The following is a 13,773-nucleotide window of genomic DNA, read 5'->3' on the forward strand; positions in this document are numbered from 1 at the left end:
ATACACCGGATGTCGAACTCATGGTCGGTCGCCGGGCTTTCCCCAGCAGGAGCGGCCGACACGGTGAACACCACGCGCGCCGCCGACGAGCAGCGAGAGCGCCCCTCCCCGGACTCCGACGAGCTCCGGAGAGTGGTTCTCCGCGCCAAGACCGGTGACGCCGACGCCTTCGCGGCGCTCTACGACAGGTACGTCGACCTCGTGTACCGCTACGTCTACTTCCGGGTCGGCTGCCACGCGCTCGCGGAGGATCTCACCAGTGAAACGTTCCTGCGCGCGCTGGGCCGCATCGCGCACTTCACCTGGCAGGGCCGGGACGTCGGCGCGTGGCTGGTGACGATCGCCAGGAACCTCGTCATCGATCACTACAAGTCCGGCAGGTACCGCATGGAGGTGGCCACCGCCGAGGTGCTGGACACCCCCTTGGACGGCGCGCACATCCCGGAGAACGCCGTGGTGAACACGATGATCACCGAACGGGTGCTGCGCGCCGTACGCGAGCTCAATCCCGAGCAGCAGGAATGCGTGGTGCTGCGGTTCCTGCACGGCATGTCCCTGGCCGAGACCGCGCTGATCATGGGCAAGAAGAGCGGCGCGATCAAGGCCCTGCAGTTCCGCGCGATCCGCGCCCTGGCCAGGGCGCTGCCCGACGACCTCGGCTGATCGGCGCGCGGCGGCCGGCGGGCGGCCGTCACGGACCTGGGACGGGCCGTAACTTATCGGCTCCCCACGTCGTTGGGCATGTAGCACCTATGGATCATCGTAGTGCGTGCGGCAGGGAGCTTTCATGGGCAAGTGGGGGCCTACGCGGTGGCTTATCCGGCGCGTGCCCGCCGTCGCGCGGCACGATCCCCGGCCCGATCTCGTCCGCCGGCTGAACGAGATCGGCGCCGACGCCGGACACGGCCCCGGGGCCGGCTTCCGGGAGCGCCTGCGCGACGAACTGCTGGCCGCCCACGCCGAGCCCGCCGCCGAGCCGGAGCCGCCGGCCCCGCGCCGGCCGGCGCTCACGCGGCTGCGGCCCGCCGTCCTCGTCGCCGCCCTGGCCGTGCTCCTGGTCTTCACCGGCATGCAGACCTACGCGTCGGTGCCGGGCGACCGCCTGTACGCGATCAAGCGGGCGGCCGAGGCGACGCTGCTCACCTTGACCACCGACGACACCGAGCGCGCCCAGCGGGAGCTCACCGTCGCCCACTCCCGGGCCACCGAGGCCGCCGCCCTGCTCGGCTACCCCGGCTCCGGGCGGGAGAAGCTGATCGGCAGGACGCTGGACGAGATGACGACGACCACGCGCTCGGCGCTCACCGCGCTCGGCCACGTCAAGCGGCACGGCAAGCAGACCCCGGCGCTGAAGAAGTTCACCGAGCAGCAGCGCGACGTGGTGGCCCCGATGATCCCGCAGCTCGGCGGGGACGACCGCATGAAGGCCAGCGCCTACCTGGACATGATCGACGACCTCACGCCCTGACCGGGGAGTCCCCGGACGGTCACGCCACGCTAACGCCGCGTACACCCATTTCGCCCCCTCCACACGGTTAAGCTGATGTGCTATGAGGCGGTTACTACGACGGCATACCGAAGCGGAGATCGCCGGCGAGGTCGCGGCCGCGGCCGCCGTGGCGGCCCCCGCCGCCGAGCCGGACACGACCGCCGCGGCGTTCTTCGACGTCGACAACACGATGATGCGCGGCGCGTCGATCTACCACTTCGCGCGCGGGCTCGCCTCGCGCGGGCTGTTCACCACCACCGACCTGCTGAGGTTCGCCATCGGCCAGGCGCTGTTCCGGGTGCGCGGCAACGAGAACCCCGAGCACATCGCCCGCGCCAAGGAGACCGCGCTCGCGTTCGTGGTGGGCCTCAAGGTGGACGAGGTCGTCCGCCTCGGCGAGGAGATCTACGACGAGGTCATGGCCGACCGCATCTGGAACGGCACCCGCGCGCTCGCCCAGAGCCACCTGGACGCGGGCCAGCGGGTGTGGCTGGTGACCGCAACGCCGGTCGAGCTGTCCCGGGTCATCGCCCAGCGCCTCGGCCTCACCGGGGCCCTCGGCACCGTCGCCGAGACCGAGAACGGCGTCTACACCGGGCGACTGGTGGGCGACCTGCTGCACGGGCCCGCCAAGGCCGAGGCCGTGAAGGCCCTGGCCCGGCGCGAGGGCCTCGACCTGTCCCGCTGCACGGCCTACAGCGACTCGGCCAACGACCTGCCCCTGCTGCGGCTCGTCGGGCGCCCGTGCGCGATCAACCCCGACAGCGAGCTGCTCGAACACGCCCGGCAGAACGACTGGACGGTGCGCGACTTCCGCACCGGGCGCAAGGCCACCATGATCGGCCTGCCCATCGCGGCGGGCGCGGGCGCGCTCGCGGGCGGCGTGGCGGCGGCGATCGCGCTCAGGAAGTACTACCGCTCCCTGTGAGGGCACGCCTCGGGGCCACGCCGGCGCGGCGACGGGCCTCGGCGGGTCAGAAGAACGGCGGGAAGGCGTGGCCGCGCTGGAGGCGCAGGCGGTTCAGCTGTTGCTGGACCAGCTCTCTGACCTGGTCGGTGAGGTTGAAGACGAGCATGGGGTCCTCGGCCTCTTCGGGGTCGTACTGGTCGGTGCGGACGGGCTCGCCGAACTCGATCATCCATTTGGACGGCAGCGGCACCAGGCCGAGCGGGCCCAGCCAGGGGAACAGAGGCGTGATGGGGATGTACGGGAGGCCGAAGAGGCGGGCCAGGGAGCGCAGGTCGCCGATCTTGGGGTAGATCTCCTCCGCGCCGACGATCGCGCACGGGATGATCGGCACCCCCGCGCGGATGGCCGAGGCCACGAAACCGCCCCGGCCGAAACGCTGGAGCTTGTACCGCTCGGAGAACGGCTTGCCGACGCCCTTGAAACCCTCGGGGAACACCCCGACCAGCTCCCCCTTGCGCATCAGCCGGTCGGCGTCCTCGGGGCAGGCGAGCGTGTGGCCCGACTTGCGGGACAGGTGGCCGAGGACGGGGAGCTGGTAGACCAGGTCGGCGCCGAGCAGGCGCAGCGGCCGGTGGGCGGGGTGCTCGTCGTGCAGGGCGACCTGGAGCATCAGCGCGTCGACCGGGATCGTGCCCGAGTGGTTGGCGACGACCAGGGCGCCGGCCTCGTCGGGGACGTTGCCCAGGCCGAGGGTCTGGACGCGGAACCAGTGGCGGTACAGGGGGCGGATGAGTTCGAGGAGCACCTTGTCGTTGAGCTCGGGGTCGAACCCGAACTCGTCGACCTCGTACTCGCCGGCGAGGCGCCGCCGCAGGAAGGCCAGGAGCTCGGCCAGACGGTCCTCGACGGGCTTGGCATCGCTCTCGTCCTGCTCGCGCCGCGCCGAGGTGATCGGGATCACCCTCGCCGTCGCGCCGTCGTCCTCGTCAAAGCCGTCGAATGAGTGTGTCCGCTTCACTTTTCCCTGCCCCCGCCGAGCACTGTTCCCAGCCAGTCGATCACAGGGAGTGGCGTACCGCCAAACAGGCCACGCGAGAGGAGGAAATCATCGAACGCGGCCGCGGTGGTGAACGTCGGAGGCCGGCCGAGCTCGGCGGTAATGCGTCCGGCGTCCACGGCCCGGCCGTACAGCATGAGCGAGATCTGCTCGGGTGAGAAGTCGACGCGGCCGAGACGGCGCAGGGCGTCGCCGAGGCCGCGGAACACGGGGGACGGCACCGGCATCGTCGGCCGGCCGCCGCGGCGCACGCACTGCGACAGGAGCATGACGCCGTCGCCCGCGACGTTGAACGTGCCGGGATGGTCCTCGACGGCCATGCGGCGCAGGATCTCGACCGCGTCGTCCTCGTGGACGAACTGCAGGCGCGGGTCGAACCCGAAGACCGTCGGGACGACGGGCTGGGTGAAGTAGCGGGTGAGCGGGGAGTCCACCCCGGGGCCCATGAAGTTCGCGAAGCGCAGCAGCGACACGGTGATGTCGGGACGCCGCCGCGCGAAGCCGCGCACGTACGCCTCGACCTCGCACGCGTCCTTGGCGTAGCCGTGCGCGGGCGCCTCGACCGGCTCGGCGTCCTCGGTGAAGACGGCCGGATCGCGCGGCGAGGAGCCGTACACCGCGGTCGTGGACCGGACGACCACGCGGCGCACGGTGGCGGACCGCTGGCAGGCGCCGAGCAGTTGCATCGTGCCGATGACGTTGTGCTCCTTCATCCAGGACCGCCCGGTGGTCCTGGAAGGAGCGCTGACGAGGCTCATGTGCACGACGGAGTCGACGTCCGCCGCGGCGATCACCCGCGCGATGTCCGGGCTGCGCAGATCGACCCGGACGAACTCGGTGCGGCCCAGCGCGACGCCGCCGCCGCCCCGCGCGAGCGATGGCGGCGGCACGGTGTCCACACCGATGACCCGGTCGATGACCGGGTCGGCCGCGAGGGCGCTCGCGACGCGCGCGCCGATGTACCGGGAGACCCCTGTGACGAGCACGGTGTGGGTCATCGGCGCCTCGCAGGATGACGTGTCGTGGGTACCGCTCTGCTCGGGATGCTCGCCGGGCGTGTCGCGCCCGGCCCGCCGCTCCGCGTCGCCGGCCCGCGCTACTTCTTGTTACGCCGCTGGATGCGGGTCTTCTTGAGAAGCTTGCGGTGCTTCTTCTTGGCCATGCGCTTACGGCGCTTCTTGATCACAGAGCCCACGGGACCCCCAGGTGAAGGTAGGTTTGTCAAATCAGCGAGTGCCCTCGGGCGAGTGGCGCGCCGTCCTGGGCCGCGCGGGCGGGCCGTTCTCACGGCACGCCTGGGCCTGGTTCGGCGCATCGCCTAGGAGCACACCGAAGCAACAGCCTACCGGGGATCCGCGGTCGCTCGCTCCTCGGGGGGAACGACGCTCCCTGGGGGGATCCCGCGTACCACGCCAGGGGTCGCCCACGACCGGCCACGACGCGGGCGGCGAGCCGCCCGCCCCGGCCCGGCGGGGTGGTTCGCACCCTGGCGAACCGATGCGCTCGTTATCGAACGGTTGCCGGCCGCCGACCGCCGTGGTCGCTACCGATCACTTCAACCCGCCTCGATGAACGCATCCCTCAGGTAGTCGTGCACCGCCTGCTCGGGCACTCTGAAGGACCGCCCGACCCGGATGGCCGGCAGCTCACCCGAGTGCACGAGCCGGTAAACCGTCATCTTGGATACCCGCATGACGGTGGCAACCTCTGCCACCGTCAGGAACTTCACCTCACTGAGAGGTCTTTCGCCTGCAGCCATCGGACGCCTCTTCCGCACGTGTTTCCGGGTTATCCCCACTGGTGCCATTGCTCACGCACGTGTACTGCTGTCAGCGTAGAACGCGCCTCCGATCGCGCAAACCCCCTATTCCATCAGCCGGAGGAGACGCCTGCCACCAGAATGGACAAAGTGGCTGGCCAGCAGCCAGGCCGAGCCCTCATTCCGATCTTGTGAGTGGTCTGACCACGTCCCATTAGAGTCGGCGAGGATCAGAAAAAAGTTGGCAAACGGTCGATGCCGAGGCCACAGGGCACGTACCTAACGCGCGTTGCGGGTCGGCCGGATCACGCCGCAGGCGTCTCACGAACCACTCTCGACCCTCGCGACCAGATAGTCGGTCATCGGGCCGTAGTGCCGGGGCAGGACGTTGTCGTCCAGGGGCACGGTCACGGCGATCTTGCCCTCCGCCTCGCCGACGAACAGCCCGGGGTCGTTGCTGTCGGCGAACCCGACGGTCTCGACGCCCGCCTCCCCGGCCGCGCCCGCCCATCCGTGGTCGGCGATCACCAGGTCGGGACGCTCGGCGCCGGCCGCGTCCAGCTCGGCCAGCATCGCCTGCATCGGGGCGGGGTCGTGGGTGTGGACGAGGGCGCCGCCGTCGTCCAGCATCGCCACGTCGTCCAGGTAGCGGATGCGGCGCTTGCGGCCGAGGCCGCCGGTGAACGACCGCGTCTCGGCCGGAGTGAGCAGCTCGGCGCCGTGCCGCCGGGCCAGCCGCGCCAGGGCCAGGTGCGTGGTGAGCAGGCCGGTGGGGTGGCCGGTGGCGATGAGGATCTTGGGGTTCTCGCGCTTCAGGGCGGCGGCGATGCGGTCGCCCATGGCCTCCAGCGCGTCGATGGTGCGGTCGGGGTCGATGGTGTCCTGGCCGCTGCGGAAGTCCGGATCGGCCACGACGCCCGCGGACTTGGCCATCAGGGCCAGGATGTCGCGGAAGGTCCAGTCGCCGTCCATGGTGAGGCCGAACATGTAGTGGGGGTCGCGTACGGCGAGGGAGCGGTAGTGGTCAAGGTTGTTCTCCCGGCTGGTCGCCACGTCTCCGGCGATCCTCGTCCGGACGAGGTGGTCTCTCAGCTCTTCCCGCGAAGGAGGGGTCGCGGTCTCCATCGTTCACTCCGTCCACTCGGCAGGTCGTGCGGCCCTCGCGCGACCGTCACGGCGTCACGCACGGGCGGGCCGCCACGCCATGCGGCCCCTCAGGGCTCGGGATCGAGCCCGTGCGAGGGGAAGATCGCCTTCCGCGTCGCCATGATCGCCCGGTCTATGGCGTCCCCGGGGTCGTAACCCCGCGACAGATCCTGAAATTCCGGATCACGGCCGTCGGTCATGGTCAGCGGAGGCAACTCGCCCGTACGTCCAGCGGCGAACGCGCGCCAGCTCGGCGGCGTCTCGGTGGCGGGCTCGATCGGGTCGCCCGCGGCCTCGGCGATCAGGTGCGTCCACGCGCGCGGCACCACCTGCACCAACTCGTAGCCGCCGCCCCCCGTGGCCAGCCACCTGCCGCCCGCCGTCTCGTGGGCCAGCGCGTGCAGCTCGGCGTACGCCCGGCGCTGGCCGTCCAGGCTCAGCATCAGATGCGCCAGAGGGTCCAGGGCATGGCTGTCGCACCCGTGCTGGGTGACCAGGACCTCCGGCGCGAACTCGCGCAGCAGCGGCGGCACCACCGCGTGGAAGGCCCGCAGCCACCCCGCGTCGCCGCACCCGGCCGGCAGCGCGACGTTGACCGCCGTGCCCTCGGCGCCGGTCTCGCTCGGGAAGCCGGTGCCGGGGAACAACGTCCGCGGGCTCTCGTGCAGGCTGATGGTCAGCACCCTCGGGTCGTCGTAGAACATCGCCTGCACACCGTCGCCGTGGTGGACGTCGACGTCCACGTACGCGACGCGCCGCGCGCCCTGCTCCAGCATCCAGGCGATGCCCACGGCCGGGTCGTTGTAGACGCAGAAGCCGCTGGCCAGGCCGGGCATGGCGTGGTGCAGGCCGCCGGCCACGTTGAGCGCGTGCTCGGCCTCGCCCGTCCACACCGCGCGGGCGGCGGCGAGCGTGGCCCCCGCCACCAGCGCCGACGCCTCGTGCACGCCGGCGAAGGCGGGGTTGTCCGGGGTGCCGAGGCCGTGGAAGAGGTCGGGCGCCCCGGAGGCGGACACGCGTCTGACCGCCGCGATGTAGTCGCGCGCGTGGACGAGGGCCAGCTCGTCGTCGGTCGCCGGGACGCAGCCCGTCACCGCGACCTTGTCCAGCACCCCGAGCTCGCGGGCGAGCGCCATGGTCAGCTCCACCCGGACGGGCGCGAGGGGGTGGCCGGGGCCGAAGTCGTAGGAGATCAGCCGGTCGTCCCACACCACCTGAACGGATCGGCTCACGCGGTCACCCCGCCCGCCTGCGGAAGGGGCGTGGGGTCACCGGTTCGCCGCACACGCTCATGAGAACGACCGTACCGCACGGCCTGTCACCGGCCCGCGACGGCCGGGGTGGAACAGGCACGTTAGGGGACCTTCCCGGGCGTACCCGCTCACTCGGCGCGCAGGGCGATGACCGGGTCCAGCCGGGCGGCCCTGCGCGCGGGGGCGACGCCGAAGAAGACCCCCACCGCGGCCGACACCCCGAAGGCCAGCGCGACCGACCACCAGGTGATCGCCGCGGGCACCGGCGACAGCGCCTGGATCGCCAGCGACCCGCCCACGCCGAGCAGGATGCCGAGCACGCCGCCGATCGTGGTGAGCAGCACGGCCTCGATGAGGAACTGGCCGAGCACGTCGCGCGCGCGGGCGCCGAGCGCCTTGCGCAGGCCGATCTCGCGGGTGCGCTCGCGCACGCTGACCAGCATGATGTTGGACACCCCGACCCCGCCGACCAGCAGCGAGATGCCCGCGATGGCCGCGAGCACGCCGGTGAGCATGCCGAGGACGGTCCCGATCGTGCCGAGGAGCTGGGTCTGGGTGACCGCGCTGAACCGCTCGCCCGGGTAGCGTTCGCCGAGCCCGTCCACGACCTTGCGCCGCAGCGGCTCGATCTCGTCGGGGTCCGACGCGCCGACCGCGATGCCGTTGATCCGCGACAGCCCCACCAGGCGCTGGGCCGTGGTGACCGGGATGTGCACCTCCTGGTCCCTGGCGACGCCGAACGTCGCGCCCACCGGCTCGTACAGGCCGATGACGCGGAACCGCACCCCCGCGATCGTCACCTGGCGGCCGATCGGGTCCACGTCCCCGAAGAGCTTCTCCCCCACCTCCGACCCGAGGACGGCGACCCTGCGCCGCGTGTCCACGTCGGTGCCGCCGAGGTAGCGCCCGCGGCGCAGCGGGCGGTCGAAGATGTTCGGCATGTACTCGTCGGTGCCGGTGATCGTGGCGAACACCTCGGTGCGCCCGACCCGCACGGACTCGCCGGAGTTGACGGCGACCGTCACCTTGGCCGGGTCGCCGACGACGCGGCGGACGTAGGCGACGTCGTTCAGGTCCAGGCGGCTCTGCGTCGGGGCGGCGCCGAGCCCGACCTGGCCGGGGACCACGAGGATGATGTTGCTGCCCAGCCCGGCGATCTCGCGTTCGACGGTCTCCTTGGCGCCCGTGCCGATGGCGACGAGGATCACCACGGCCGACACGCCGATCACGACGCCGAACATCGTCAGGGCGCTGCGCAGCCGGTTGACGCGCAGCGCCTCCAGCGCCATCCGGGACGCCTCGGCGGTCCTCACGGCGCGGCCTCGGTGTCCAGCTCGATGACGCCGTCGCGCACGTGGATCTGGCGGCGGGCGGCGCCCGCGACCTCGCGGTCGTGCGTGACGAGGACGACGGCGACGCCCTGCTCGGAGTTCAGCGCGGCGAGGATGCCCATCACCTCCTTGCCGTTGCGGGAGTCCAGGTTGCCGGTCGGCTCGTCGGCGAGCACCACCTTGGGGTCGCCGACCAGCGCCCGCGCGATCGCCACCCGCTGCTGCTCGCCGCCGGACATCTGGGACGGCCGGTGGTCCAGCCGGTGGCCGAGGCCGACCGCCTCAAGGGCCCGCCTGGCGCGCTCGCGCCGCTCGGCCCTGCCCATCCCCCGGTACACCAGCGGCAGCGCCACGTTGTCCAGCGCCGAGGTGCGGGCGAGCAGGTGGAAGGACTGGAACACGAAACCGATGGCCTTGTTGCGCAGCTCGGCGAGCCCCGCGTCGTCCAGGGTGGCGACGTCGGCGCCGTCGACGCGCAGCGTGCCGCCGGTGGGGCGGTCCAGGCAGCCCAGCAGGTGCATGAGCGTGGACTTGCCCGACCCCGAGGGGCCGACGATGGCGACGAACTCGCCGTGGTGGACGCGCAGGCTCACCCCGCGCAGCGCGTCCACCGACACCCCGTCCAGGTGGTAGGAGCGGGTCAGGTCCACGGCCTCGAAGGCGGGGACGCCGGCCGGCGATCCGGTCACGGGAGCGTCTGGCCCGGCCGGACGCTGTCGGCGCCCCTGACGACGACCCGCTCGCCGAGGGTGAGCCCGCGCGTGACCTCCACCATCGCCTCCCCCTGGGCCCCGAGCGTGACCACCCTGCGCTCGGCCGTGCCGTCGCCGCGCACCACCCACAGGACGGTCTCCCGGCCGCTGGTGACGACGCTGGAGGCGGGGACGGCGACCGCGTCGGGCGATTCGCGCACGGTGAGCCTGACGACCGCGCTCATGCCCGGCTTGGGGGCGGGCGCGGCGTCGCCGCCGTCGTAGGTCCCCGCGCCGAGGGCGAGGCGCACGGGATAGCTGACCCCGCCGGTCGTGCCCTCCTTGGGGGTGACCCCGACGCCGGTGACCGTCGCCTTGTAGGTGGCGCCGGTGACCGCGTCGAGCTCGGCCTCCGCCCGGACGCCGGGCCCGACGAGCAGCACGTCGGTCTCGTCCACGTCGGCCGACAGCGACAGCTTCGAGACGTCGGTGACGGTGACCAGGGCGTCGCCCGCCGACACCGGGACGCCTGAGGCGATCGTGCCCCCGGCGGCGGACGGCGCGGCGCCGCCGCCCGATGCCCCGCCCGCGGCGGCGCCCGCCTGCCCGGCGAGCGCCGGAGGGAGCTGGCCGAGCAGCGCGCCGAGGTTCGCCCCGCCGCCTCCCGGAGCGCCGCCCAGCGTGACGATCCCGCCGAAGGGCGCCTTGACCACCAGGCCGTCCACGGTGGCCTGGGCGGCCTTGGCCAGCGCCCTGGCCTGGGAGGCGGAGGCCGAGCGCAGCGAGGCCATGGAGGCGGTCAGGCCGCCGAGCCCCGCGCCGATCTGCCCGCTCATCTGGGAGAGCGACCGGTTCACCGACCGGGTGAGGTCGCGGGTGATCTGGTTGAGCGCGGCGCTCTGGGCGCGGTGCTGGGTCCGGGCGGCGTCGATCGCGGCGAGCAACTGGGCGCGCACCCGCCTGTCCTCGACCTTCCTGGCGGCGGCGCGTGCCCGGGCGAAGCCGCGGGCGACCTCGCGGTCCAGGGACGCGGTGAGGTTCGGGGCGGGCAGCCGGAGGCCGGGCGCCGCGGCGACGCTCATGGCGCGCGGGGACGCGGACGCCTGCCGCTCGGCCCTGCGTGCCTGGGCGAGCTGGTCGCGGGCCTGCGGGGAGCTGATCCTGACCAGGATCTGCCCCTTGGTCACCTTGTCGCCGTCCTGGACGTACACCTTGGCCACGGTCCCGGCGGCCGGGGAGCGCAGCGTGGCGGTGGCGCGGGCGCCGACCGTGGCCGGGGCCTCGACGACCTCGCTGACCGGGGCGCGCGCCACCGTGCCGATCTGGACCTTCGGCGCCTCTTCCGACGTGCAGGCCGCGGCGAGGACGGCCATCAGGGACAGCAGAAGCGGGGGGAGACCGCGACGAATCGTCACACGGCCCATCGTAGGAGGGAGATCACCCGCCCGCCGGGGCCGCCCGGCAAGTCGCCCTGACCGGACCTCACGACGTGGCGGCGACGCGGCGCAGGCGGCGGACGGCGGGCACCGCGAGCAGCACGACGCACCCGGTGACCGAGATGACCGACGAGGCCCCGAGCAGTTCCTCCGGGCCGACCACCCCGGCGACCGGCCCCGCGAGCGCCTGCCCGATCGGCAGCGCCATGATCGACCCGGCGACCTCGTAGGCGTGGACGCGGTTCAGCACGCCCGGCGCGACCTGCGTCTGGACGCTCGTCATCCACATGACGCCCCAGAAGGCCATCGCGACGCCCGCCGCGACGTGGCAGGCGAGCATGAGCGGCAGCGGCAGCCTGAGCGCGATCGAGAGCGGCTGGAGGGCGTAGAGGAACATGGCCGTCGCCCCGGCGGCGAGGGGGTGTACCGGCTTGATCCGCATGGCGACGAGACCGCCGAGGATCGTTCCCGCGCCGTACGCGGACATGACGAAGCCGTACGCCTGGGCGTCGTAGGCGGCCGAGATGATCGTGGCGCCGAGCGGGAGGATGGGGCCGAAGACGGCGATGCCCATGACCGACCAGACGAGGATCACGCCCCACATCCAGGTGCGGGAGCTGAACTCCCGCCACCCTTCCTTGAGGTTCCGCCAGACCGATCCCTCCTGGGCCGGGGGCGGGGCGCCGGTGAGCCGCAGGAGGGCCAGGCACACGGCGCTGACGGCGAACCCGGCCGCGTCCATCAGGAAGACCACGCCCACGTCGGCGGCGCTCACGAGGATGCCGGCGACCGCGGGGCCGAGCAGCAGCATGAACGACTCGGAGGTGCGCTGGGTGGCGACGGCGGCCTGCACGTCGGTGGCGATCCTGGGGATGAGGCTGGCCAGGCCGGGCTGGAACATGGCCGCCGCCGTGCCGTTGACCGCGGAGATCACCATGAGCTGCCACAGGGCCGGGGTGCCGGTGAGGAAGAGCACGGCGGTGGTGACCTGCGACAGGACGCGGGCGATGTCGGCGCCGACCATCATGCGGCGCGGGGTGAACCGGTCGGCGAACACGCCGCCGAACAGCACCAGCAACGCCATCGGGACCACGGAGGAGGCGAGCGTCAGGCCCACGCCGGTGGCGCCGTACCCGGCCTGGATGACGCCGAGGGACATCGCGACCGGCACCATGCCCGTGCCGAGCGTCGAGACGGACCGTGCGGTGAAGAACAGGCGGAAGTCCCGCGTCCACACGGCGGGTTCGCCGCGCCGCCCCTCCTCGGATCCCGCCACCGATTCGGACGCATCCGATGTTTCCCCGCACTCCGCCACAATGACCCCACTTAGCCAGATTTCACCCGCGGATAGGATGGCATCCGATTAGCAAAGGTTCCTAACGATTTACCCGAGGCGCTGTATTTCCGGCTTCGGGGGCCCTGGTGGGCGTCGGCGCTGATCGCCCGGACTATGGTGTTCGGCGTAGTTCGCACCTTCGCACGCCGGGAGGCGGATCTCCGTGACGGCAGAACCCACAGACGAGCGCCTCGCCGAGCTCAGGAGGCGCTTCGCGGAGATCGACGCCGACGGCGACGGGTACGTCACCCACGCCGAGTACCGGCGGCACTTCCCCGGCCTGCCGGCCGAGGCGATCGGCGCGCTCGACCAGACCGCGGACGCGGACGGCGACGGCCGCATCTCGTTCGAGGAGTTCGTCCGCCTGAGCGCCCTGGGCTGACCCTCCGCGTGAGGCCGGGTGGTCCTCAGCCGGAGGCGAGCTGGCTGCTGCGGTCGCGCGCCGCCTCGATCGCGGCGAGGAAGGCCGCGCGGACGCTGTGGCGCTCCAGCTCGGCGATGGCGGAGATCGTGGTGCCCCCCGGCGAGGTGACCGCCTCGCGCAGGATCACCGGGTGCTCCCCCGAGTCGCGCAGCATGATCGCGGCGCCGACGATCGACTGGGTCACCATGTCGAGCGCGGCCGCCCGCGGCATGCCCAGCAGGATGCCCGCGTCGACCATGGCCTCGACCAGGTAGAAGAAGTAGGCCGGGCCGCTGCCCGACAGCGCGGTCGCGGCGTCCTGCTGCGACTCCGGGATGCGCAGCACCTTGCCGACCGGGCGCAGCAGCTCCTCGGCGAGCTCCAGGTGGGTCTCGCCGGCGTGCGCCCCGGCGGAGATCACGCTCATGGCCTCGTCGACGAGCACCGGCGTGTTGGACATGACCCGCACCACCGGCACGTCCTCGCCCAGCCTGGACTCGACGAACGCCGTGGTGATGCCCGCCGCCACGGTGATGACCAGCCTGCCCGCGGGCACGAGGGCCGCGATCTCGTCCAGCAGGGCGGCCATGTCCTGCGGCTTCACCGCGAGGATCAGCGTGTCGGCGACCTTGGCGGCCTCGGCGTTGGACACGACCCGCACGCCGTGACGTTCCCGCAGCGCCGTGGCGCGCTCCTCGCGGCGGGCCGTGGCGATGATCTCGCCGGGCGCGACGCCGGCGCGCAGCAGCCCGGACAGCAGGGCCTCGCCCATCTTGCCCGTACCGAGAATCGCGATCATCTCAAGGCACCTCGCGTAACGTGTGGAAACCCTCGCAGCCTACCGACTCCCCGATCGCTCCCCTGACCGGAGGCCCGCCGCGCTCATTCCCTTCCGCGGCCGCGCGGGGAGCGCGGGAGCGCCGGGCCGCATGTTGCGGTTTGGCAACTCCTCTGGAGTCAT

At 72.5% G+C, this 13,773-nt stretch carries 15 protein-coding genes; 4 read left to right on the forward strand and 11 right to left on the reverse strand.

Annotated features, from left to right (window positions below; genetic code table 11):
• The first annotated feature begins 9 nt into the window (after positions 1-9).
• From BJ981_RS06095 to BJ981_RS06105, 3 genes are all read left to right on the forward strand, one after another.
• Positions 10-663, forward strand: a complete 654-nt coding sequence (locus BJ981_RS06095; protein ID WP_184608829.1) for a sigma-70 family RNA polymerase sigma factor — start codon at positions 10-12, stop codon at positions 661-663.
• 163 nt (positions 664-826) lie between these two features.
• Positions 827-1,468 carry a DUF5667 domain-containing protein gene (locus BJ981_RS39045; RefSeq protein ID WP_184608831.1) on the forward strand — a complete coding sequence of 214 codons (642 nt, stop codon included), beginning with the start codon at positions 827-829 and terminating at the stop codon, positions 1,466-1,468.
• Positions 1,469-1,550: 82 nt separating this feature from the next.
• The gene (locus BJ981_RS06105; protein ID WP_184608832.1) at positions 1,551-2,417 is read left to right on the forward strand and encodes an HAD family hydrolase; all 867 of its coding nucleotides are present in this window, start codon (positions 1,551-1,553) and stop codon (positions 2,415-2,417) included.
• Between the two features lie 46 nt (positions 2,418-2,463).
• Here BJ981_RS06105 and BJ981_RS06110 read toward each other — a convergent pair whose 3' ends face one another.
• From BJ981_RS06110 to BJ981_RS06155, 10 genes are all read right to left on the reverse strand, one after another.
• Positions 2,464-3,417, reverse strand: a complete 954-nt coding sequence (locus BJ981_RS06110; RefSeq protein WP_372436926.1) for a lysophospholipid acyltransferase family protein — start codon at positions 3,415-3,417, stop codon at positions 2,464-2,466.
• The gene (locus BJ981_RS06115) at positions 3,414-4,454 is read right to left on the reverse strand and encodes an NAD-dependent epimerase/dehydratase family protein (RefSeq protein ID WP_184608834.1); all 1,041 of its coding nucleotides are present in this window, start codon (positions 4,452-4,454) and stop codon (positions 3,414-3,416) included. Before BJ981_RS06115 ends, BJ981_RS06110 begins: the two co-directional genes overlap by 4 nt.
• Positions 4,455-4,552: 98 nt before the next feature.
• Positions 4,553-4,651 (reverse strand): 30S ribosomal protein bS22, encoded by a 99-nt coding sequence (locus BJ981_RS06120; RefSeq protein WP_018654693.1) that lies wholly within the window; start codon positions 4,649-4,651, stop codon positions 4,553-4,555.
• Positions 4,652-5,011: 360 nt separating this feature from the next.
• The gene (locus tag BJ981_RS06125; protein ID WP_114029719.1) at positions 5,012-5,215 is read right to left on the reverse strand and encodes a helix-turn-helix domain-containing protein; all 204 of its coding nucleotides are present in this window, start codon (positions 5,213-5,215) and stop codon (positions 5,012-5,014) included.
• A gap of 321 nt (positions 5,216-5,536) precedes the next feature.
• Positions 5,537-6,340: a phosphatase gene (locus tag BJ981_RS06130; RefSeq protein WP_184608836.1), complete on the reverse strand. Its 804-nt coding sequence runs from the start codon at positions 6,338-6,340 to the stop codon at positions 5,537-5,539.
• Between the two features lie 89 nt (positions 6,341-6,429).
• Positions 6,430-7,593: an acetoin utilization protein AcuC gene (locus BJ981_RS06135; RefSeq protein ID WP_184608837.1), complete on the reverse strand. Its 1,164-nt coding sequence runs from the start codon at positions 7,591-7,593 to the stop codon at positions 6,430-6,432.
• Positions 7,594-7,742: 149 nt separating this feature from the next.
• Positions 7,743-8,927, reverse strand: coding sequence for an ABC transporter permease (locus BJ981_RS06140; protein ID WP_184608839.1), 1,185 nt, complete (start codon positions 8,925-8,927; stop codon positions 7,743-7,745).
• Positions 8,924-9,634 carry an ABC transporter ATP-binding protein gene (locus BJ981_RS06145; protein ID WP_184608841.1) on the reverse strand — a complete coding sequence of 237 codons (711 nt, stop codon included), beginning with the start codon at positions 9,632-9,634 and terminating at the stop codon, positions 8,924-8,926. The genes BJ981_RS06140 and BJ981_RS06145 overlap by 4 nt, the downstream gene beginning before the upstream one ends.
• A complete protein-coding gene (locus BJ981_RS06150; RefSeq protein ID WP_204070351.1) occupies positions 9,631-11,052 on the reverse strand; it encodes an efflux RND transporter periplasmic adaptor subunit in 1,422 nt (473 codons plus the stop codon). The genes BJ981_RS06145 and BJ981_RS06150 overlap by 4 nt, the downstream gene beginning before the upstream one ends.
• Before the next feature lie 67 nt (positions 11,053-11,119).
• A complete protein-coding gene (locus tag BJ981_RS06155) occupies positions 11,120-12,349 on the reverse strand; it encodes an MFS transporter (RefSeq protein ID WP_204070350.1) in 1,230 nt (409 codons plus the stop codon).
• A gap of 223 nt (positions 12,350-12,572) precedes the next feature.
• Between BJ981_RS06155 and BJ981_RS06160 the strand changes: the two genes are divergently transcribed.
• The gene (locus BJ981_RS06160; protein ID WP_184608845.1) at positions 12,573-12,791 is read left to right on the forward strand and encodes an EF-hand domain-containing protein; all 219 of its coding nucleotides are present in this window, start codon (positions 12,573-12,575) and stop codon (positions 12,789-12,791) included.
• Positions 12,792-12,816: 25 nt separating this feature from the next.
• On the opposite strand, the gene proC is transcribed toward BJ981_RS06160, so the two are convergent.
• Positions 12,817-13,611: a pyrroline-5-carboxylate reductase gene (gene proC / locus BJ981_RS06165; RefSeq protein ID WP_184608847.1), complete on the reverse strand. Its 795-nt coding sequence runs from the start codon at positions 13,609-13,611 to the stop codon at positions 12,817-12,819.
• Positions 13,612-13,773: the final 162 nt, after the last annotated feature.

The organism is Sphaerisporangium krabiense, from assembly GCF_014200435.1.
Classification (GTDB): Bacteria; Actinomycetota; Actinomycetes; order Streptosporangiales; family Streptosporangiaceae; genus Sphaerisporangium; species Sphaerisporangium krabiense.